The sequence below is a fragment of the Gemmobacter lutimaris genome (assembly GCF_003570715.1).
Lineage (GTDB): Bacteria > Pseudomonadota > Alphaproteobacteria > Rhodobacterales > Rhodobacteraceae > Gemmobacter > Gemmobacter lutimaris.
The window spans coordinates 165,536-186,837 of the sequence record NZ_QXXQ01000007.1; the positions used below are offsets into that span (position 1 = coordinate 165,536).

The window sequence follows — 21,302 nt, forward strand, 5'->3', positions numbered from 1 at the left end:
TCGTATGGCCTCTGACGGGCCGTCTGCGCCAGATATAGCGGATCGCGCGGGCCATGTCACTTGCCCTTGGTCGTCTGCGCTATGACAAACGGCGAAAGACCGCCCGTCAGCCGCGCAGAAGCCGCGCGACGGCGGGGGCAAAGTAGGTCAGGATGCCATCGCAGCCCGCGCGTTTGAAACCCAGCAGGCTTTCGACCATGGCCTTTTCGCCGTCGATCCAGCCGTTCAGCGCGGCGCCCCGGATCATCGCGTATTCGCCGGACACCTGATAGGCATAGGTCGGCACACCGAAGCTGTCCTTCACGCGACGGCAGATGTCGAGATAGGGCATGCCGGGCTTCACCATCACCATATCGGCGCCCTCGCGCAGGTCGCGTTCGATCAGGCGCAGGGCCTCGTCGCTGTTGCCGGGGTTCATCTGATAGGTTTTCTTGTCGCCCTTAAGCGCACCCGAGGCGCCAACAGCATCGCGGAACGGGCCGTAGAAGGCGCTGGCATATTTGGCCGAATAGCTGAGGATTGCCACATCCTTGTGGCCCGCGCGTTCCAGCGCCGTGCGGATCGCACCGATCCGGCCATCCATCATGTCGGAAGGGCCAAGGATGTCGGCACCGCTGTCGGCCTGTGCCAGCGCCATGCGCACCAGCGCCTCGACCGTTTCGTCGTTCAGGATAATGCCGTCGCGCACCAGCCCGTCATGGCCGTTGGAATTATAGGGGTCGAGCGCGATGTCGGTCATCACCGCGATGTCCAGAACCGCCGCCTTGATCGCTCGGATACAGCGGTTCGTCAGGTTATCGGGGTTCCACGCCTCTTCGCAGGCCTCGGTCTTTACCGAAGGGTCGGTATAGGGAAACAGACAAAGCGCCGGAATGCCAAGGCCCGCCGCCTCTTCCGCCGCCTGCACGGCGAGGTCGATCGACAGCCGGTCCACACCGGGCATCGAGACGACGGGCTCGCGGATATTCTCGCCATCGCGGATGAAGATCGGCCAGATCAGGTCATTGGCGGTCAGCACGTTTTCCTGCGTCAGCCGGCGCAGGCTTTCGGTGCGCCGCATCCGGCGAAAGCGGGTGGCGGGAAAGGCGGCCTGGCTGGGGTGCATCGTCATGTCCTCGCGGCAGATCTCGGACGGCGGGGCGACAGGGTCACCCTCAACCGGAATTTTTTCTGCCTGCCATGGAAAAGCGCGCGCCGCAAGGATAGGAATGCCGCAGATTACGCCCGTCCTTGGGGGCAGATCCCGACCGGAGAGCCGCATGCAATGGTATGAGACCATATTCGAACTGATCGACATGCGATCCTTCTCGAACCTGTGGTTCTGGATCATGCTGGCGGTGCAATGGTCGATGACAAGCCATTGGGTATTGGGTGTGCCCTTCGATCTGGTCCTGCGCGCGCGCCGCACCGGCGGGCAGGCGCAGGAGGATCTGGAGGCGATTGCGCGGGTCAATGTGAACCGACTGCTTTACATTACCCATGTCTCGGGCCTGTGGATCGCCGGGTTCATTGCCTTCATCCTGACACTTCTGATTGTTCTGGGCTTTTTCTACGGCATCGAATTCGCGCAGGCGGCCTTCTGCCTGTTCTTCCCCATGGTGCTGGTTTCTGCCCTTGCGGTGCGCACCGCCCACAAGGTCGCGGATGGTGACCATCAGGGCGAGGCGTTGATGAAGCGGCTGGTGCATCTTCGGATGGGCACGCAGTTCATCGGGATGATCGCCATTCTGCTGACCTCGCTTTGGGGGATGTATCAGAACATGCATATCGGGGTTCTGGGCTAGGCTTTACTTCGGCGCGGCAGGGGTTACATCGGGCGCATGTCGGAACAGATGAAGATTGTCCTCGGCGGTGCGCCCGAGGGATATGATGCCCGCCTGCTGGCGAAGGAACTGTCACGCGGCCGGGCTGTGGTGCATGTCGCGCGCGACGACAAGCGGATGGAGGCGATGCGCCGTGCGCTGACCTTCATGGCGCCCGATGCGCTGGTGCTGGATTTCCCGGCCTGGGACTGCCTGCCCTATGACCGGGTGTCGCCCAATCCCGAAATCTCGGCCCGCCGGATGGCGACACTTGCGCTGCTGGCGCATGGGGTGGCGGATCGCTTCATCCTGTTGACCACACTGAACGCGGTGACGCAGCGCCTGCCGGCGCGCGAGGTGGTGCGGGCAGCCTCGTTCTCGGCGCGTGTGGGCGAACGGGTGAATGAGGGGGCCTTGCGCGACTATCTGGCGCGCATGGGGTTTTCACCGACGACCACGGTCACCGAACCCGGCGATTACGCGCTGCGCGGCGGCATCGTTGACATCTACCCGCCGGGAGAAGGCGGGCCGGTGCGGCTGGATTTCTTCGGCGATGTGCTGGATGGCATCCGCCGCTTTGACCCCGAAAGCCAGCGCACCACCGAAAAGCTGACGGCCGTCGATCTGGCGCCGGTGTCGGAGGTCATGCTGGACGAGGCGGCGATCACCCGTTTCCGCCAGACCTATCGCATCGAATTCGGTGCCACGACGGATGATCCGCTGTATGAGGCGGTCAGCGCGGGCCGCAAGCATCAGGGGATGGAGCACTGGCTGCCGTGGTTCCATGACCGGCTGGAGACGCTGTTCCATTATCTCCCTGATGCCAGCGTCATGCTGGACGATCAGGTGACACCCGCACGGCTGTCGCGCTGGGAAGGGATCGCCGATCAATATGAGGCGCGGCGCGAACATCTGGGCGTCAAGGGGCGGATGGATACGGTTTACAAACCGTGCCCGCCTGAAGCGCTTTATCTGGACGACGACGCCTTTGAGGCTTCGATTGCCGGTCATCGGGTGATCCAGCTTTCGCCTTTGCCGCAAAGCCCCGGTCCGGGCGTTCTGGATGCGGGCGGGCGGATCGGGCGCAATTTCGCGCCCGAGCGGCAGGTCGAAAGCCTGAGCCTGTTCGGCGCGCTCGCCGATCATGTGCGCAGCCTGCGGACCGAGCGGCAGGTGGTGATTGCTTCGTGGTCCGAAGGTGCGCGCGAGCGACTGAAGGGGCTGATGGAGGATCAGGGGCTTTCGGCCACCGCCGAAATCGCCGATCTGCGCGCGGTGCCGGAAGGCAAGGGCGGGCTGTTCCTCGCGGTCTGGGCGCTGGACGAGGGCTTTACCGCGCCGGGCCTTGCGGTGATTTCCGAACAGGATGTGCTGGGCGACCGTCTGCTGGGCAAGCCGCGCCGCAAGAAACGGGCCGAGAACTTCCTGCAAGACCTTGGCACGCTGAGCCCCGGCGATCTGGTGGTGCATGTCGAACATGGCGTCGGGCGCTTCGTCGGTCTGGAAACCCTGCGTGTGCCGGAACCGCCGCGCAACCGACCCGGCCCACCGCATGAATATGTGCATCTGGTCTATGCCGAAGATGCCAAGCTTTATCTGCCGGTCGAGAATATCGAACTCCTCAGCCGCTATGGGCATGAGGATGGGCTGCTGGACCGCTTGGGTGGCGGGGCATGGCAGGCGAAGAAAGCCAAGCTGAAGGAACGCATCCGCGAGATCGCCGACCGGCTGATGCGGATTGCCGCCGAACGCCACCTGCGCCATGCACCGATCCTTGAGGCGCCGCATTCGGCATGGGAGGCTTTCGCCGCGCGCTTCCCCTATCAGGAAACCGACGATCAGTTGAACGCGATTTCCGATGTGGTAGCGGATCTTGAGGCCGGCAATCCGATGGACCGGCTGGTGGTGGGCGACGTGGGCTTCGGCAAGACCGAGGTCGCCATGCGCGCGGCCTTCGTCGCCGCCATGGCGGGGATGCAGGTCGCGGTGATCTGCCCGACCACGCTTCTGGCGCGCCAGCATTACCGCAGCTTCGCCGAACGCTTCCGCGGTTTCCCGATCGAGGTGCGACCGCTGTCGCGCTTCGTCTCCGCCAAGGATGCCGCCGCCACCCGCAAGGGGCTGGAAGATGGCACCGTGGACATCTGCGTCGGCACCCATGCGCTGCTGGCGAAGGGGGTGAAGTTCAAGAACCTCGGGCTACTGATCATCGACGAGGAGCAGCATTTCGGCGTCAGCCACAAAGAGCGGCTGAAGGAAATGCGCGCCGAGGTGCATGTGCTGACCCTGACCGCGACGCCGATCCCGCGCACGCTGCAACTGTCGCTTACGGGGGTGCGGGATCTGTCGATCATCGCTACCCCGCCGGTGGACCGTCTGGCGATCCGCACCTATGTCAGCGAATTCGACACCGTGACGCTGCGCGAGGCACTGTTGCGTGAACGCTATCGCGGCGGGCAAAGCTTCTTCGTGGTGCCGCGCGTGGCCGACCTGCCCGAGATCGAGGATTTCCTGCGCAGCCATGTGCCCGAGGTCAGTTACGTCGTTGCGCATGGCCAGTTGGCGGCGGGCGATCTTGATGAGCGGATGAACGAGTTCTACGACGGCAAATATGACGTGCTGCTGGCCACGACCATCGTGGAAAGCGGACTCGATATTCCGACCGCGAACACGATGATCGTGCATCGTGCTGACATGTTCGGCCTCAGCCAGCTTTACCAGATCCGCGGCCGCGTCGGCCGGTCGAAAACCCGGGCCTATTGCTATCTGACCACCAAGCCGCGCAGCCCGCTGACGCCGCAGGCGCAGAAGCGGCTGAAGCTGCTGGCAAGCCTCGACAGCCTCGGCGCCGGGTTTAACCTTGCCAGCCATGACCTCGACCTGCGCGGCGCGGGGAACCTGCTGGGCGAGGAACAGTCAGGCCATATCAAGGAAGTCGGCTACGAACTTTACCAGCAGATGCTGGAAGAGACGATTTCCAAGATCAAATCTGGCGAGATCACCGGCCTTGCGCCGGTCGATGACCAATGGGCGCCGCAGATCAACCTTGGCGTGCCGGTGCTGATCCCCGAGGAATATGTGCCCGATCTGGACATCCGGTTGGGGCTTTATCGCCGGCTCAGCCATCTGGCCAGCAAGGTGGAGCTGGAGGGGTTCGCCGCCGAGTTGATCGACCGTTTCGGGCCACTGCCGAAAGAGGTGAACACGCTCATGCTGGTCGTGCGCATCAAGGCGATGTGCAAGAAGGCAGGTATCTCGCGGCTGGATGCGGGGCCGAAAGGCGCGACCGTGCAGTTCCACAATGACAAATTCGCCAATCCGGCGGGACTGGTGGAATATCTGCAAGCCCAGCAGGGCGGGGCCAAGGTCGCTGGCAACAAGATCGTGCTGGCTGTCGATTGGCCGACCGAGGGAGACCGCATTCGCGGCGCCTTTGGCATCGCCCGCGATCTGGCGGAAAAGGTGCTGAAACCAAAAGGCAAATGAAAAAGGCCCGGACGATTGTCCGGGCCTTTCCATCTTGATGCTGCCGTATCAGGCGAGGAAATCGACGTCGCCCGCCAGAGCCGTGATCTTGATGTTGTTCAGCGTCAGCACATCGCCGTTGCCGAAATCCAGCACGAGGTTCCGGCCGTCTGCCGAAGCGATGTCGCGCAGTTCCGAGAAGCTGGTGATCCCCAGATCGGCGTCGAAGCTGACGTGATCCACACCATCCTTGAAGTCGCGGATGGTGTCTGCCCCGTCACCGAGCGAGAACGCGAAGGTATCGGCCCCGCTGCCACCCGACATCACGTCATCCCCGGCATTGCCCGAGATCGTGTCATTGCCGTTGGCACCGCTGATCGTGTCTGCACCGTCACCGCCGCTGACAAGGTCGTCGCCGTTGCCCGCGTTGGTCTTGTCGTTGCCTGCACCCAGATCAATGGTGTCATCACCCGAACCGCCGGCCACCGTGTCATCACCCGCGCCGGTGGCGATGTTGTCGTTGCCCGAGTCACCGGCAACGGTGTCATTGCCGTCACCCGAGTTCACGAGGTCATTGCCGGCGCCGCCCGAGATCTTGTCATTGCCCGAACCGCTGGTGATCTGGTCGTTGCCGTTGTCGCCGCGGATCGTGTTGTTGCCTTCGCCACCCGACAGAGTGTCATTGCCCGAACCGCCCGCGATGGTGTCATTGCCGTCGCCGCCCGTCACGGTGTCATTGGCGCTGCCGGCCGAGATGCTGTCGTTGCCAGCCTCGCCGTCGATCGAATCTGCGCCAGCGCCGCCCGACATGCTGTCGTTGCCACCGCCACCGAGCAGGGTGTCGTCGTTCTGGTTCCCCTTGATGGTATCGTCACCGGCACCGCCCAGCAGCACATCGTCCTGCTTGCCGCCGTCGATGTAGTCATTGCCTGCATCGCCGAAAATCGTGTCATTGCCACCGTCGCCCAGCAGACGATCATCGCCGTCACCGCCGGTGATGGTATCGGCGCCCGTGCCACCCGAAACCGTGTCGTTGCCGCCCTGACCGTTGATCGTGTCATTGCCCGACAGGCCAAAGACATTGTCGTCCCCGTCATTCGCATTGACGAAGTCGCTGCCGGTGCCGAGGTTGATCATGTCGGCATTGGTGGTGCCGAGCACGGTATCGTTGCCAGCGCCGGTCTGAAGCGGATCGGTGGTCCAGTCGTTGACCGCAGCATCGCCCTGAATGAAATCATCTTCGGTGGTGCTGGTGAAGGCGTCGAAATAGCTCGGCTTCAGCAGACGACCGGGGGCCTGGGTGCGGGAATCCCACAGGTCCACATCGGACGACGGGAAAGCATCTGCGAGGAAGGTGTTGTAGGCGGCCACATTGGCGAAGGCCGGAAGGGCATCACCGCGCATGGCAAAGAAATGGTCCACGCCGGAAACGGTGATCCGCAGGATCTGGGTGAATTTGTCACCACCCCAGTTCACTTCGGCGATGGCCGCCTGGGTCTCCAGGCTGACAGCGGTGTTGCCGATGGCAACCGTCGGCGCGGTGCCAAGAACCTTGGTCAGCGTGATCGAGGAATAATCGTTGGCATCAGGTGCATCGAAATCATAGGCGAAGCTGAAGCTGTCCGAAGTCACGATGCTGAGGGTGGTGGCGCCGATCGAGTTCGGGGTGGAACCCGAATAACCAATCTGGAAGCCGGTCAGGATGCTCGTCGTCATGTCTTGTCCTCTGTAAAAAATGGTTGTGTCTTGCCCCTGTGGCCCTGTGGTTAACGGCGAAGCGGGGCGAAAATGTGAAAAATGAATGTCCGGTGCGGAAAACTCGCCCGGAAATAGAAAAAACTTGCGGGCCGCGATCAGCGGCCCGGCATGATTTTCATAAGGGCGAAACCGACCGCCGTCAGCACGCAGACGCCGATTGCAAGCGGAACCGGCGTGCCGTCAAAGGCCAATCCCAGCGGTGCGGCGATCGCCACCGCGACCACCGTGGCCAGCGAGCCGGTGACAGAGGCCGCCATCCCGGCGATATGGCCCACAGGCTCCAGTGCCAGCGCGTTGAGATTGCCCAGCGTGAGACCGGCCACCATGAAGACCGTGACCGTCCAGAAGACATAGACCCCGAAGTAGATGGCCTCGGGCAAGGCCCCGCTGGCCGCGATCAGGGCGAAGCACAGTGACAGCAGCACCTGAACGCCCAGTGTTGCGCTGATCAGCAGCCGCATGCCCAGCCGCACCACGAGGGTCGCATTGATGACGCTGGCGCTGCCCGACAGAATGGCAATGAGCGCGAACCAGAAGGGGAAGCTGTCGGCGCGACTGAAGGTCGTGTCGAAGATCTGCTGGGTCGAGGACAGGGTGCCGAACAGGGCGGCAAAGCAGAAGGTCTGCGCCAGCATCGCGATCACCACGACACGGTTGGTCAGCACCTCGCGCAGCGCCTGCATCAGGGCGGGCAGGTTCAGCGGGCGCCGTGCCTCGGGCGGCAGTGTCTCGGGCTGGCGCAGGGTCAGCCACAGAAGGGGCACCGCCGCGAAGCACAGGAAGCCAAGGAAGATCGCGCGCCAGCCGAAGCCTGCGATGATGAAACTGCCGATCAGCGGCGCCACGGCGGGGACGAGGGTGAAGATCATCATTGCGAAGCTGACGATCCGCGCCATCTCGCGCCCCTTGTAAAGGTCGCGCACCAGCGCCAGCGACACGACACGCGGCCCGGCGGCACCGATCCCTTGCACCACACGCGCCGCCAGCACGGTTTCCAGCGTCGGGGCGAAATGCGCGACGACGGCTGCCACCGCATAGATCGCACCGCCCCCGAGGATGACGCGCTTGCGTCCCAGACTGTCCGACAGCGGCCCGGCAAAGAAGGTGCCCAGCCCCATGCCGAGAACGAAGCTGGTCACGATCAGCTGCGCGCGGTTGGTGGCCTCGGGCGTCAGTTCTAGCGCGATTTCCGGCAGCGCAGGCAGCATGGCGTCGATGGAAAAGGCGATGAGCGCGAAAAGGAACGCGATCATGGCGATGAATTCGGGTTGCGACAGCCTGCGGGTTACCATGTCACTCGTCTCCTTTCGCCGCGATGTCGCGGATCACATCGGCCCAGAATTCGGGTTTCTGCGCGCCCGACACCACATAGGTATCGGCAATGATGAAGGTGGGCACCGCGCTCACCCCGCGTTCGCGGGCATGGGCGTCCCTTGCCAGCACGGTGTCCCGGTCGGCATCGCTGTCCAGCAGGCGGGTGACCATGGCGCGATCCATCCCGGCGCCTGCGGCCAGATCGGCCAGAACCACACGGTCGCCGATGTCGCGCCCCTCGCGCCAATAGGCGCGGAACAGGGCCGAGATGACGGCACCCTGCCGCCCCTCCAGCCCGGCCCAGTGCATCAGGCGGTGGGCATCCAGCGTATTGGGCACGCGGGTGATGGCGGCAAAGTCGAAATTCACCCCGGCCTCGCGGCCCAGATCCTCCAGCCGCAGATGCGCCTGCACCGCGCGTTCCTGCGTGCCAAAGATGCGCAGCATGTAATCGGCACGGTCCACCCCTTCGGCGGGCAGGCCGGGATTTAGTTGGAAGGGGTGCCATTCCAATGTGAACGGATGGTCGGGATTGGCCTCCAGCGCGCGGTCAAGCTGGGCCTTGCCCAGATAGCACCAGGGGCAAACGGGATCGGCGAAGACATCGAGACGGATCATTGCGGGGTCCAGAGCGCGGCAAGCGCACGGCGGTTCAGCTTGCCGTTGGGGTTGCGGGGAAGGGCGGCGACCTGCTGCCAGATACGCGGCTGCTTGTAACGGGCAAGCGACGCGACGGCGGCGGCCTCCAGCGGCGCGGGGTCCAGCGGGGCTGGGCCGGTGTAGAAGGCGGCGATGACGCGGTTGCCGGGCGAGACCTCGACCTCGGTCACCGCCAGATCCTCGACGCCCGGCAGATGCGCCAGCGCGGCTTCGATCTCCATGGGGGAGACGCGATAGCCGCCGGGATTCATCTGGTCGTCGTCGCGGCCCAGATAGGTAATGGCGCCATCCTCGCGCATGCAGACCTGATCGCCGGTCAGGAACCAGCCGTCACGGAACCGCGCCTCGGTCGCCTCGGGCGCATCCAGATAGCCGAGCATGAGGCCCGGATCATCCGCCCCCACCGCCAGCGTGCCGGGCGTGCCACGCGGCACCGGGCCAGCGTCTCCCAACACCGCGATGCGGCGCCCGGCCTGCGGGAAACCTGCGCTGCCCTCGGGCGCCGGACGGTCGGGACTGCCCGAGATGAAGGTGGAACATTCCGACATGCCCAGCGCCTCGTGCAGGTCGGTGCCGGTGGCGGCCTGCCACTGGCTGCGCAACGCGGGGATCAGGGTTTCCCCGGCGCTGAGGCCATGGCGCAGGCGTGGCAAGGCGGGCAGGGTGCCACGCAGCATCTGGCGGATCACTCCGGGAGCGGCGGCGAAGATCGTGGCATCAAAGCGCTTCAACAGCAGCGGCAGTTGTGCGGGCGTGACACCGGCGCCGGGGATCAGCGCGGTGGCACCCAGGGTCCACGGGTCCATCAACCCGGTGCCCAAAGTATAGGTCCAGTTGAAAGCGCCGGCATGCAGCAGGCGGTCGTCAGGGCCAAGCCCCTCCCATCCGCGGTGCATCAGTGCGCGGCCAAGGATGGCGCGATGCGCATGCACCACCGCCTGCGGACGCCCCGAGGTGCCAGAGGTAAAGACGATATAGGCGGGCCGGTCCGCAGCCCCGATATGCCAGTCGGCAGGCGGCAGGTCGGCCATGGCGGCCAGCCGCGCGGCAGGCAGCAGCGGAACATCGGACAGGTCGGGCAGGGCGACGCCTTCGCCCGCGATCACCAGACGCGGTGACAGGCGGACGGCCATCGCGGTAATCTCGGGTCCCGTCAACTGCGCCGAGGTCGGCACCGGCACCAGACCGGCGGCAATGGCCCCAAGGAAAGCCACGGCGAAGGCCGGTTCATTGCCCAGCCGCAGCAGCACCCGGTCGCCCGGTTGCGCCCCTTCGGCCAGCAGGCCGGTGGCGGCGCCCCGGATGGCGGCGATCAGGCGCCCATAGCTCCAGCGTTCCGCGCCGGTCGGGCGGAGGATCTGAAGCGCGGGCTTGTCGGGCGTGGCGGCGCCTGCGGCAAGGACGTAGGCTGCCAGATTGAACGCGGCCGGAACGGCAGGCCGCGCGCCGGGATCGGTAAGGGACAACATGCCGCCTTGCTATTCCCGGTGCGAGCACGTTGCAAGACGTGGCGCCCTGCCGTAATGCACATGACCATGAGCAGGAACGAACCCCCTTCGCTGATCCGTATCGCCCGCGAAAGCGGCGCGGAAACGATTGTCGAGCCGCTGGACCTTGGCACCCGTGTGCGGGAGTTGCGCAAGGCGAAGGGCTGGACGCTGGAACAGGCGGCGGAACGGGCCGGGCTGGCGCGCTCGACGCTTTCCAAGATCGAGAACGGCCAGATGTCGCCCACCTATGAGGCACTGAAGAAGCTGGCCGGGGGGCTGGCGATTTCAGTGCCGCAACTCTTTACCCCGCCTGCACGGGCACAGGTCAACGGGCGTCTGGCCGTGACCAAGGCGGGCGAGGGGCAGGCCCATGCCACCACGACCTATGAGCACGAATTGCTGGCCGGGCCATTGAAGGGCAAGCAGATGCTGCCTTACCGCGCCACGATCCGCGCCCGCAGCGCCGAGGAATTCGATGGCTGGGTGCGCCATGACGGTGAGGAATTCCTGTATGTCCTCACCGGGATCGTGCGGCTCTATTCCGAATTCTACGAACCCGTGGATCTGCGCCGTGGTGACAGCGCCTATTACGATGCGACGATGGGCCATAACGTAATCTCGCTCAGCGAGGAGGATGCGACGATCCTCTGGGTCACCTCGCTGGGATGACCTGCATTCAGTCAGCATAAGCAGGACGGCATGTGACATGCCGCCCCCACGCATGTTTCACGCATTGGGCCGGTCAGATCAGAACCAGCCCGCCACCCGGTTCGCCCCGCCCGAAATGTCGCGGCCGATGCCATCGACGGTATTGCAACCCGCCAGAACGGCCAGTGCGATGACCGCTGCCAGTTTCCAGATCTTCATTCTACTCTGCCTCGGTTTCTTCGTTCTTCTTGTTTACGGTGCCATCCACCAGACATCCGGCGTCACCTCGGGCCAGTCGCCATAAAGCGGCATGGGATCGGGCCGGGTGATGCGGCGGTCATGGGCGACACGCGCGACCGGAGAATACCACAGCGGCAGGACATATCTACCCGTCGTGAGCACACGATCAAGTGCGCGTGTTGCGGCGGTGAATTCCTCCGGATCATCGGTGGTCAGCATGTCGTCGATCATCGCGTCCACGGCAGGCGAGGCGATACCCGGCCAGTTGCGCGAACCGGGCACGGCAGCGGCGGCCGAACCCCAGTAAAGCCGCTGCTCCGTTCCGGGGCTGAGCGACAGCGCGCGGATGAAATGCGTCATGTCGAAGTTGAAGGCATTCGTGCGTTCGACATATTGCGCATTGTCCACCGTGGTCACATGCGCCTTGATGCCCAGCCGCTTCAGCGCCTCGATATAGATAGTCGCCGCACCGATCATGTCGAGCTGGCCATTGGTCAGCAGGATTTCGAAGGTGAATGGGGCGCCTTCGGCATTGCGCAGCGTGCCGTCCTGCACAGTCCAGCCCGCCTCGGCCAGCAGTTTCGTCGCCGCGCGCAGGTTCCTGCGGTTGGCGCCGCTGCCGTCGCCCTTGGGCAGGCTGTAGCCCTCCAGCGCGCCGGGCAACAGATCACCGGTGAACGGCTCCAGCAGCGCACGCTCGCGCCCTTCAGCAGGGGTGTCGGGCAGCATGCCCAAAGGTGAGTTGGAGAAATACGAGGCGATGCGCGGCAGGCTGCCGTCGTTCAGCACCGTGTTGGCCTGTTCAAAGTCAAAGGCAAGGATCAGCGCCTCGCGCACGCGCCAGTCGGCGAACAGCGGGCGACGGGTGTTGAAGGCGAACCCCTCGATCCCCGAGGGACGGCCATGCGCGATCTCGTCCTTAACCACGTCGCCGCGGGACACCGCCGGGAAATCGAAGTTGCGCAGCCATTTCACCGGATTGGTTTCGCGGTAAAGCGACAGCTCGCCCGCCTTGAACGCCTCGAACTGTGCGGTGTCGAGCGAGAAATATTCGACCCGGATTTCATCAAAATTCTGCCGCCCGCGATTGACCGGCAGATCCTTTCCCCACCAGTCAGGATTCCGACGGAGCGAGAGATAGCGCCCCGGCTCCAGGCCCGCGACGACATAGGGGCCCGAACCAATCGGCGCCTCCAGCGTGGAGGCGGTGAAATCCTTGCCCTCCCATTGCGCCTTCTTCAGCACCGGGCGCAGACCCAGAAGAAGCGGCAGTTCGCGGTTGGGGCTTGAAAAGGTGAAGCGGATGCTGCGCTGGCCGGTGATCTCGGCCTTCGACACAGCCGCCCAGGCATTCGCGTATTTCGGGTGTCCCTTGGTGCCCAATGTCTCGAAAGACCACAGCACGTCGTCCGGCGTGACCGGGCTGCCGTCCGAGAACCGTGCCTCCGCGCGCAGGGTGAATTCGACATAGCTGCGGCTCGAATCAGTGGTCACAGATTCGGCCAGCAGGCCGTAAAGTGTGAAGGGTTCGTCAAAGCTGCGCGCCATCAGCGTTTCGGTCATGTAGAGCGCCACATAGCGCGGTGCGACGCCCTTCAGGATGAATGGGTTGAGACTGTCGAACCCGCCGTTTTCCCCCAGTGTGACGCGGCCCCCCTTGGGGGCATCGGGGTTGGCATAGGGCAGGGACACAAAATCCGGTGGCAAGGCCGGGTCACCATACATAGCAATGCCATGCGCGGCTGAGTCGCCCATGGCTGGCGCCGCAGCGAGAATCGCCCCGGCCAGCAGGGCGATCACGCGAAATTTCCCGAAAAAAACCTGTCTCATTCCGGCGACAATCCTTCGCAGCCCTGTTTTTCTTGGCGCGGACACTATTCCGGCAATCGTGGATTTTCAAACTTTTAACTTGGACTGCACCGCGCCACGCGGTATAAAGAACTCACTGCTCGATAGGTTTCTTGCCTGTATGAAACCTGCCTCAAAGACTTAACGCCGGCTTCGTGCCGGCGTTTTTTTTGGTTTTCACCTGTGATTTCCCGGTTTTCACGATACCGGGACTGCGCTGCAATGCGGCACGAAAGTGCTGGCGGTGTTACAACAAACCCCTATGGTGACCGCATATCCAGTACAGGAGAAGCGACATGACGCTGAAGGGTAAACGTGCGGTCATCACCGGATCGAACTCCGGTATCGGTCTTGGCGCCGCCATCGAACTGGCGAAGGCCGGGGCGGATGTGGTGATCAACAGCTTCACCGACCGCGACGAGGATCACGCGCTGGCTGCGAAAATCGGGGCCGATCACGGGGTCAAGGCGACCTATATCGCCGCCGACATGTCGAAAGCCGAGGATTGCCGTGGCCTGATCGAGAAGGCGGGCGGTTGTGACATCCTCGTGAACAATGCGGGTATCCAGTTCGTTTCGCCCATCGAGGATTTCCCGATCGAGAAGTGGAATGCGATCATCGCCATCAATCTGTCGTCGGCCTTCCATACCACGGCCGCCGCGCTGCCGGGGATGCGCAAGGCTGGCTGGGGGCGGGTGGTCAACATCGCCTCGGCGCATGGGCTGACTGCCTCGCCGTTCAAATCGGCCTATGTCGCGGCCAAGCATGGCATCGTGGGGCTGACCAAGACTGTTGCGCTGGAAACTGCCGGGCAGGGGATCACCTGCAACGCGATCTGCCCCGGCTATGTGCTGACCCCGCTGGTCGAGGCGCAGATTCCCGACCAGATGAAGGTGCACAATATGGACCGCGAAACGGTCATCCGTGAGGTCATGCTCGATCGTCAGCCCTCGCGCCAGTTCGCAACGGTTGAAGAAATCGGCGGCACTGTGGTCTTTCTGTCCAGTGCCGCGGCGAACCAGATCACCGGGACGACGATCAGCGTCGATGGTGGCTGGACCGCGATGTGATGCGCGATATGGCGGGTGGCAGCGGCAAGCTGCGGCTCAATCTGGCCTTGCAGGGCGGGGGCGCGCATGGCGCCTTCACCTGGGGGGTGCTCGACCGGCTGCTGGAAGACCCGGACATTGAAATCGCCGGCATCACCGGCACGTCGGCGGGGGCGCTGAATGCGGCCGCGCTGAAGATGGGGCTGTTGCAGGGCGGGCCGCAGGCTGCGCGCGAAAGCCTTGACCGGCTGTGGACCGATGTGGGCCAGTTGGGCAACCTGCGCATCGCGCGCTGGGTCACCGCGGCCTTCCCCATGGCCACCGCCATGGCCGAGGTCGCCGCGGCGGCGGTGCCGGTCTCGCCCGCAGGGATCGCGGCGCAGATCTTCAGCCCCTATTCGTGGGGCCCGTTCTGGCAGAACCCCTTGCACGAGGTGGTTTCACGCTTCGATTTCACCCATGTCTGTTCCACGGCGGGGCCTGACCTGTTCGTCAGCGCCACCAATGTGCGCAGCGGCAAGATCCGGGTGTTTTCAGGGGCCGAGATTTCGCCGGCCACCCTGCTCGCCTCGGCCTGCCTGCCCACGGCCTTTCAGGCGATCGAGCTGGAAGACCCCGCGACCGGCAAGATGGAGGTGTTCTGGGATGGCGGTTTCACCGGAAATCCGGCGCTGTTCCCGCTGTATCTGCCGCATCTTCCTGACGATATTCTGGTTATTGCCATCAATCCGCTGCGGCGCGAGGCGATCCCGATGACGCCGGTGGAAATTCAGGACCGTATCAATGAGGTCAGCTTCAACGCAGCGCTGCTGGGCGAATTGCGCGCGGTCGCTTTCGTGAAGCGGCTGATTGCCGAAGGGCGGATGCCGAAGGGCGCGATGAAGGACATCAACCTGCATCTGGTGTCAGATGAAAAGCTGATGAACGAGCTGGACGCCGGCAGCAAGCTCAGCCCCGATCCGGCGTTTCTGGCCCGGCTGAAGGCGGCGGGACGCAAGGCGGGCGCCAGTTTTCTGCACCGGCACAAGGCCAGCATCGGGCGCGAAAGCTCAATCGACCTGCGCGGCCTTTTCGGCTAGGGCGCGCAGGTCCTTCGCATTCGGCGCCACCAGCCCGGCCGAGACGATAAGCTTGACCGCCTCGTCGGCCTTCATGTCCAAGAGGATCACATCTTCCTCGGGCACATACAGCAGGATGCCGGAGGTGAAGGGCGTCAGCGCGACGAAGACTGCGATCATTGGCCGGTCTGTCGGCAGTTTCGCGGCGATCTCGCCCTTGGCCGTGGTGGCGACGAATCCCACCGCCCAGCAACCGGGGCGCGGAAATTCCACCAGACAGGTGCGATCAAAGCTGCGTTCGGATTTGGCGAAGAAGGTTTCCGTGACCTGCTTGAACCCGCCATAGACCGACCGGACGACCGGCATCCGGTCTACCAGCGCCTCGGTCCGGGCCAGCAGGGTGCGGCCGATCAGGCCCTTGGCAACCCAGCCCGCAAAGATGGTGAACAGAAGAAACACCACCACGCCGACGCCGCGCACCGGATAGGCCATGCCGGGGCCGAAATAATAGCCCATCAGCGCCTCGGGGCGCCAGTTGTGCGGGATCAGCGGGATGATCCAGCTGTCGATCCAGCCAATCACCGCATAGACTAGATAGATGGTCAGCCCGATGGGCAGAACCACGACCAGCCCGGTCAGGAAGCTGGCCCGAAGTCCGGCAAACAGGCTGCGGCGGCGCGGCGGTTCGGTGGGCTGATCGGGGGTCATCGGGCACTCCTGCCGTGCAAGCCTAGGGCGGCCCGCGCGGCGGTTTCAACGGTTGGCCTTCGGGTTACGCCCGCAGGCTGACAATTTCGCCCGCGATCTGCGCGGCCAGCCGCGCATTGTTCAGAACAAGGGCGATATTGGCATCCAGCGAACGGCCCCCGGTCAGCGCGAAGATGCGATCCAGCAGGAAGGGCGTAACTTCTTTCGCAGCGATACCCTGCGCCTCGGCCTCGGCCAGCGCGGTTTCGATGGCGGGGCCGATCTCGTCCAGCGGAATTTCGGCCTCGGCCGGGATCGGGTTGGCCACCAGTTGCCCGCCGGGCAAGCCCAGTTGACCGCGCATCACCTGCGCCGCCGCGATCTGGGCCGCGCTGTCCATCCGCAAGGGTGCGCGCAGGCCGGAATCGCGCGACCAGAAGGCGGGGAAGGCATCCTGACCATAGGCGATGACCGGCACGCCCTGGGTTTCCAGAACTTCCAGCGTCTTCGGCAGATCCAGAATGGCCTTGGCCCCGGCGGCGACCACTGTCACGGCCGTCAGCGCGAATTCCGGCAGATCGGCGGAAATGTCGAAGCTGGTTTCGGCGCCGCGATGCACGCCGCCGATACCGCCGGTGGCAAAGACCTCGATCCCCGCCAGCGCGGCGCAGATCATGGTCGCGGCCACTGTGGTTGCCCCCATGCGCCCCATGGCCAGACAGGCCGCCAGATCGGCGCGGCTGAGCTTCATGACGCCCTGAGCTTGCCCCAGCGCATCCAGCGCCGCATCAGACAGCCCGATGTGGATGCGCCCGTCCATCACCGCAATGGTGGCGGGCACGGCACCATGGGCGCGCACCTCGGCCTCCACCGCGCGGGCGGCCTCCACATTCTGCGGGAAGGGCATGCCATGGGTGATGATGGTGGATTCCAGCGCCACGACGGGACGACCCTCGTCCAGCGCGGCCCGGACCTCGGGGGTGAATGTCAGCGGAAGGGTCACGATCCGATCTCTCCTGATACATAGGTGGCGGCGGCGCGCAGGGCGGCGGCCAGCGCCTGTTCACGGCTGGCGTCGCGCTGTTCGGCCACGATATGCGCGGCCATGAAGGTGTCGCCCGCGCCGGTGATCCGGGTCACCAGCACCTCGGGCGGGCGATCCGAGATGACACCAGCGCCCTGCGTGCCCTCGGCACAAGGTCGCCCGCCATCGGTGACCAGCACCCGATGCGCGCCGCGGGCCAGCAAGCCTTCGGCCGCAGCGGGGGCGGTGGCAAATTCGGCGGCGCAAAGCAGGCCCGCTTCCTCCAGATTGACGTAAAGCGTCGCGCGCGGATGCGCCATCAGCGGGCGCAGACGTTCCGCCTTGCCGGGGCTGGCGGGGGCGACCCGCAGATCGGCTCCGGCGAACAGCGGCGAGGCAGCGATTTCGGAAAGCAGCGCCTCGGTCAGGTTGCCGTCCAGCGCGATCGGCCCGGCCCAGGGCGTGGCTGCACTGCCCAGGCGCCCGTCCGAAAGCGGCCGCAGGATCTTGTCACCCGCCGCCTCCAGCGAATGCGCATCGGCAATCGCCGCCACCAGCCCGTTCGCGCCCTCGACCGCCATATAGCGGTCGGTCGGCAGATCCTCGGAGCGGTAGATGTGATCGGTCACCATGCCCATCCGGGCACAGGCCGCCACCAGCTCCTCGCCCTCGGCATCGCGGCCAATGGCAGTGATCAGACCCGGCACCAACCCGAAACGCCGCAGCGTCATGGCGATGTTCATGGCCACGCCACCCGGCAGCCGGGTGATGCGGCCCGGCACGTCCGAACCCACCCGCATGACAGCGGGCGAGCGGCCGATGATGTCCCACAGGACAGAACCGATGCAAAGGATGTCTGGTGTCATGTCCGCCTTGTCGCCCATGCCCGACCTTTGCGCAAGTGACGCTTGCGGGAGCCTCTGGCGGGTGTATTTGAACCAAGGCGGGGGCAGCGACCATTGTCCCTTTTTTATAAAGGTCCAAATATCCTCGCCAGAGGCATTCGGCAGATGCCGGCGGGCGCGAAAGCCGGGCAGGGGGTTGCAATCCCCCGGCACAGGCGCTAAAGGCGGCGCACTTCACAGGCGAGGCTTGGGCTTTCGGGGGAGACATCCCCGCGGGTCCGCCGGTTGGGAGAGATCCCTCAAGGCTTCGCCGAGGCGCAAACCGGAAAGGACATGGACATGGCGCTCCCCGAGTTTTCCATGCGTCAGCTGCTTGAAGCTGGCGTTCACTACGGCCACCAGACCCAACGCTGGAACCCGAAGATGGGTCAATACATCTACGGCGACCGCAACGGTATCCATATCGTCGATCTGACCCAGACCGTCCCGATGCTGGACCAGGCTCTGAAAGTCGTGCGCGACACCGTGGCCAAGGGCGGCCGCATCCTCTTTGTCGGCACCAAGCGTCAGGCCCAGAAGCCGATCGCAGAAGCCGCCGAGAAATGCGCGCAATACTACATGAACCACCGCTGGCTCGGTGGCACGCTGACCAACTGGAAGACCGTTTCGCAGTCGATCCAGCGCCTGAAGCAGTTCGACGAGCTGCTGGCCAACGGCGCGGAAGGTCTGACCAAGAAAGAGCGTCTGAACATGGAACGCGAGCAGGCCAAGCTTCAGGCTTCGCTGGGCGGCATCCGTGAAATGGGCGGCGTGCCGGACCTGCTGTTCATCATCGACGTGGGCAAAGAGGATCTGGCGATCCTCGAGGCACAGAAGCTGGGCATCCCGGTCGTGGCCGTGGTGGATACCAACTGCTCGCCCAAGGGTGTGGACTATGTGATTCCGGGCAACGACGACGCCGCCCGCGCGATCTCGCTCTACTGCGACCTGATGGCCCGTGCGGCCCTTGACGGCATGTCGGCCCAGCTTGGCGCCGCCGGCGTCGATCTTGGCGCGCTGGAAGAAGCGCCCGCCGAAGAAGCTGCCGCCGAAGCCTGAGCTTCTGTCGCACAGACGTTACCCGGCGGGCGCATAGCCCGTCGGGATCATCCGTTTCTGGGAGAATACACATGACGATCACCGCAGCGATGGTGAAAGAGCTCCGCGAGTCGACCGGCGCGGGCATGATGGATGCCAAGAAGGCGCTGACCGAGACCAATGGCGACATGGAAGCCGCCGTGGACTGGCTGCGCACCAAGGGCCTGGCGAAAGCCGCCAAGAAGGCTGACCGCGTGGCGGCCGAGGGCCTGATCGGCGTCGCCGTCAGCGACGGCCGCGGCGTGGCTGTCGAGATCAACTCGGAAACCGACTTCGTGGCCAAGAACGAAGACTTCCAGAACCTCGTGCGCGAAGTGACCAAGGTTGCCCTGCAAACCGGAGAGTCGATCGAGGTGGTGAAAGCCGCCGATCTGAACGGCGAAACCGTGGAACAGGTGCTGACCAATGCCATCGCCCGCATCGGCGAGAACATGACCCTGCGTCGTCTGCACGTTCTGGAAGGCGATACCGTCGTCTCCTACGTCCACAATGCCGCGACCGAGGGCATGGGCAAGATCGGCGTGCTGGTCGCGCTGAAGGGGGATGCCGCCAAGGCGCAGGCCATCGGCAAGCAATTCGCCATGCACATCGCCGCCACCTCGCCGCTGTCGCTGTCGGAAGCCACGCTGGACCCGGTGATCGTGGAGCGTGAACTGGCTGTGCAGACCGCCAAGGCGCTGGAAGAGAATGCCACCTCGGCCAAGCCGAAGCCCGAGCAGGTGATCCATAACAACATCATTCCCGGCCGGATGAAGAAATTCCTCGCCGAGAACACGCTGCTGGGTCAGGCTTTCGTGATCAACCCCGACCTGACGGTCGAAGCCGCCGCGAAAGAGGCCGGCGTTGAAATCACCGGCTATGCCCGTGTCGCCGTCGGCGAAGGCATCGAGAAGAAGGAAGAGGATTTCGCCGCCGAAGTCGCCAAGGCGCTTCAGGGCTGATCCGGTTTCCAGACCGACAGAAACGGCGCCTTCGGGCGCCGTTTTCTTTTGCCGTGACAGCGGCGCGCCGGGGACGATACTGCGTATGTGCGATTCCCTGACCGGAGATTCCCGTTGCGCTTTTCCATCCTCCTGTTTGCGGCCGCTTTCTGTGCCAGTTCTGCCGTTGCGGACACAGTCGCGGTGAAGCGCGATTACAGCTTCCGTGCCCCCGACTGGAAGGCACGCGACGATGCCTGTGTCTCGGCCTTCCAGAAAGCGATCTTTCCGCAATATGAAGGCCTGCGCCGGGTGCAGCTCACCCGGATGGGTGCCTTCCTTGACACATCGACTGCCGTGGTCGGCACCTGGCCGGATGTGCGGTTCCGCAGCCGCTACGGCGATGCGACGGGTGTTCTGACCTGCGTGCTGGACCGGCGCGGGCGCAAGGCGACGGATGTCGGTGTGGCCTTTTCCGGCGCTGGGCTTGCAGGCTTCATGCAGCATCCGCTGGCCGCGATGACCGAAGCGTCCGAACGCCTGAACCAGTCTTACGGAACGAGCGTCCTTCCGTAACCGTTCACTCTGCCGCCAGAGGCGGCAGGCGGTTGTGCAGAATCTCGTTCAGCAGGGTGCCCTTGGCAACGGCCTGCGCGGTGGTTTCGACATCAAGCGCCTGCCGCGCCAGCCTTAGATGCTTTTCCACCATGGCAACCGAGATGCCCATGCACATCGCCACCTCTTGCGTGGTCCTGCCCTCGGCCACCCATTCAAGCGCCTCGCGCTGGCGCTGCGACAGGGTGCGGCGCTGCGGGGTGAAGGGCAGATGGCAGATGCGCAGATGCATGGCATGGGCGACAGCCTGCAAGGCCGGACCTTCCCCCGCGATCAGCGCATCCACATCGTCATGGTCAAGGCCGGGATCGGCCGCCAGCCCCAGCGCGCCTTTCTGGCGCGGGCTGGCCTCGGGGAAACTGATGGTGACACCGGCCACCAGACCCAATGCCGCGTTCTGTGCCACCGCCTGCGCCTCCTCAGCGGCAAGCTGCCCCGCTGCGTGCCGGTCGGCTACCCAACGCCATGTGCAAAGCCCGTCATGGTCCAGCGCCCAGCGATAGAGCGGCGTGCGGGCATAGAAGCCGCCCCCGAAATACATCTCGCCATAGCCGGGATCAAAAGTGCTGAGGAACAGCATATCCTCGGGCCGCCCCATCGAGGCACCGTGCCGGAAGCGGCTGAAGCCATAGTTCACACGCGCAAACCCAAGGTCGGCGAAATACCCGGTCGCCATCGACCAGACATCGGCCGTTTGCCGTGCCGAAGCGATCAGGTTCAACAGATCCAGTATGCGCGTCAC

General features: G+C 64.6%; 18 protein-coding genes. 8 read left to right on the forward strand and 10 right to left on the reverse strand.

Annotated elements, in window-relative coordinates; translation table 11 throughout:
* Positions 1-106: 106 nt before the first annotated feature.
* A complete protein-coding gene (gene hemB / locus D2N39_RS14000; RefSeq protein ID WP_119135387.1) occupies positions 107-1,105 on the reverse strand; it encodes a porphobilinogen synthase in 999 nt (332 codons plus the stop codon).
* Positions 1,106-1,259: 154 nt separating this feature from the next.
* Here hemB and D2N39_RS14005 point away from each other — a divergent pair, with 154 nt between their 5' ends.
* Entirely contained in the window at positions 1,260-1,784 is a 525-nt protein-coding gene (locus D2N39_RS14005) for a component of SufBCD complex (RefSeq protein WP_119135388.1), read from the forward strand.
* 36 nt (positions 1,785-1,820) lie between these two features.
* On the forward strand, positions 1,821-5,288 hold the full coding sequence (mfd, locus tag D2N39_RS14010) for a transcription-repair coupling factor (protein WP_119135389.1): 3,468 nt from the start codon (positions 1,821-1,823) through the stop codon (positions 5,286-5,288).
* 48 nt (positions 5,289-5,336) lie between these two features.
* Here the strand turns inward: mfd and D2N39_RS14015 are convergent, their stop codons facing one another.
* The 4 genes from D2N39_RS14015 to D2N39_RS14030 form a co-directional block, all read right to left on the reverse strand.
* Positions 5,337-6,983, reverse strand: a complete 1,647-nt coding sequence (locus D2N39_RS14015; RefSeq protein WP_119135390.1) for a calcium-binding protein — start codon at positions 6,981-6,983, stop codon at positions 5,337-5,339.
* A 137-nt stretch (positions 6,984-7,120) separates the two neighbouring features.
* Positions 7,121-8,317 (reverse strand): Bcr/CflA family efflux MFS transporter, encoded by a 1,197-nt coding sequence (locus D2N39_RS14020; RefSeq protein ID WP_119135391.1) that lies wholly within the window; start codon positions 8,315-8,317, stop codon positions 7,121-7,123.
* A 1-nt stretch (position 8,318) separates the two neighbouring features.
* Positions 8,319-8,957: a DsbA family oxidoreductase gene (locus D2N39_RS14025; protein ID WP_119135392.1), complete on the reverse strand. Its 639-nt coding sequence runs from the start codon at positions 8,955-8,957 to the stop codon at positions 8,319-8,321.
* On the reverse strand, positions 8,954-10,468 hold the full coding sequence (locus D2N39_RS14030) for a class I adenylate-forming enzyme family protein (RefSeq protein WP_119135393.1): 1,515 nt from the start codon (positions 10,466-10,468) through the stop codon (positions 8,954-8,956). Before D2N39_RS14030 ends, D2N39_RS14025 begins: the two co-directional genes overlap by 4 nt.
* A 66-nt stretch (positions 10,469-10,534) precedes the next feature.
* Between D2N39_RS14030 and D2N39_RS14035 the strand changes: the two genes are divergently transcribed.
* Positions 10,535-11,158 carry a helix-turn-helix domain-containing protein gene (locus D2N39_RS14035; protein WP_119135425.1) on the forward strand — a complete coding sequence of 208 codons (624 nt, stop codon included), beginning with the start codon at positions 10,535-10,537 and terminating at the stop codon, positions 11,156-11,158.
* Between the two features lie 231 nt (positions 11,159-11,389).
* On the opposite strand, the gene D2N39_RS14040 is transcribed toward D2N39_RS14035, so the two are convergent.
* The gene (locus D2N39_RS14040; RefSeq protein WP_119135394.1) at positions 11,390-13,207 is read right to left on the reverse strand and encodes an extracellular solute-binding protein; all 1,818 of its coding nucleotides are present in this window, start codon (positions 13,205-13,207) and stop codon (positions 11,390-11,392) included.
* 314 nt (positions 13,208-13,521) lie between these two features.
* Here D2N39_RS14040 and D2N39_RS14045 point away from each other — a divergent pair, with 314 nt between their 5' ends.
* Positions 13,522-14,295, forward strand: coding sequence for a 3-hydroxybutyrate dehydrogenase (locus D2N39_RS14045; RefSeq protein WP_119135395.1), 774 nt, complete (start codon positions 13,522-13,524; stop codon positions 14,293-14,295).
* Positions 14,295-15,353, forward strand: coding sequence for a patatin-like phospholipase family protein (locus tag D2N39_RS14050; protein ID WP_233557165.1), 1,059 nt, complete (start codon positions 14,295-14,297; stop codon positions 15,351-15,353). The genes D2N39_RS14045 and D2N39_RS14050 overlap by 1 nt, the downstream gene beginning before the upstream one ends.
* On the opposite strand, the gene D2N39_RS14055 is transcribed toward D2N39_RS14050, so the two are convergent.
* From D2N39_RS14055 to D2N39_RS14065, 3 genes are all read right to left on the reverse strand, one after another.
* A complete protein-coding gene (locus D2N39_RS14055; RefSeq protein ID WP_119135396.1) occupies positions 15,324-16,040 on the reverse strand; it encodes a DUF502 domain-containing protein in 717 nt (238 codons plus the stop codon). The two genes, D2N39_RS14050 and D2N39_RS14055, sit on opposite strands and share 30 nt — an antisense overlap.
* 64 nt (positions 16,041-16,104) lie before the next feature.
* Entirely contained in the window at positions 16,105-17,022 is a 918-nt protein-coding gene (locus D2N39_RS14060) for a pseudouridine-5'-phosphate glycosidase (protein ID WP_199725254.1), read from the reverse strand.
* A complete protein-coding gene (locus D2N39_RS14065; RefSeq protein WP_119135428.1) occupies positions 17,019-17,909 on the reverse strand; it encodes a PfkB family carbohydrate kinase in 891 nt (296 codons plus the stop codon). Before D2N39_RS14065 ends, D2N39_RS14060 begins: the two co-directional genes overlap by 4 nt.
* Positions 17,910-18,221: 312 nt before the next feature.
* On the opposite strand from D2N39_RS14065, the gene rpsB reads away from it, so the two are divergent.
* From rpsB to D2N39_RS14080, 3 genes are all read left to right on the forward strand, one after another.
* Complete coding sequence (rpsB, locus tag D2N39_RS14070; RefSeq protein ID WP_119135397.1) at positions 18,222-18,986, forward strand: 30S ribosomal protein S2; 765 nt, start codon at positions 18,222-18,224, stop codon at positions 18,984-18,986.
* Between the two features lie 71 nt (positions 18,987-19,057).
* Positions 19,058-19,966, forward strand: coding sequence for a translation elongation factor Ts (gene tsf, locus D2N39_RS14075; RefSeq protein ID WP_119135398.1), 909 nt, complete (start codon positions 19,058-19,060; stop codon positions 19,964-19,966).
* Between the two features lie 114 nt (positions 19,967-20,080).
* The gene (locus D2N39_RS14080; protein ID WP_119135399.1) at positions 20,081-20,521 is read left to right on the forward strand and encodes a hypothetical protein; all 441 of its coding nucleotides are present in this window, start codon (positions 20,081-20,083) and stop codon (positions 20,519-20,521) included.
* Positions 20,522-20,525: 4 nt separating this feature from the next.
* Here D2N39_RS14080 and D2N39_RS14085 read toward each other — a convergent pair whose 3' ends face one another.
* A complete protein-coding gene (locus D2N39_RS14085) occupies positions 20,526-21,302 on the reverse strand; it encodes a helix-turn-helix transcriptional regulator (protein WP_147373496.1) in 777 nt (258 codons plus the stop codon).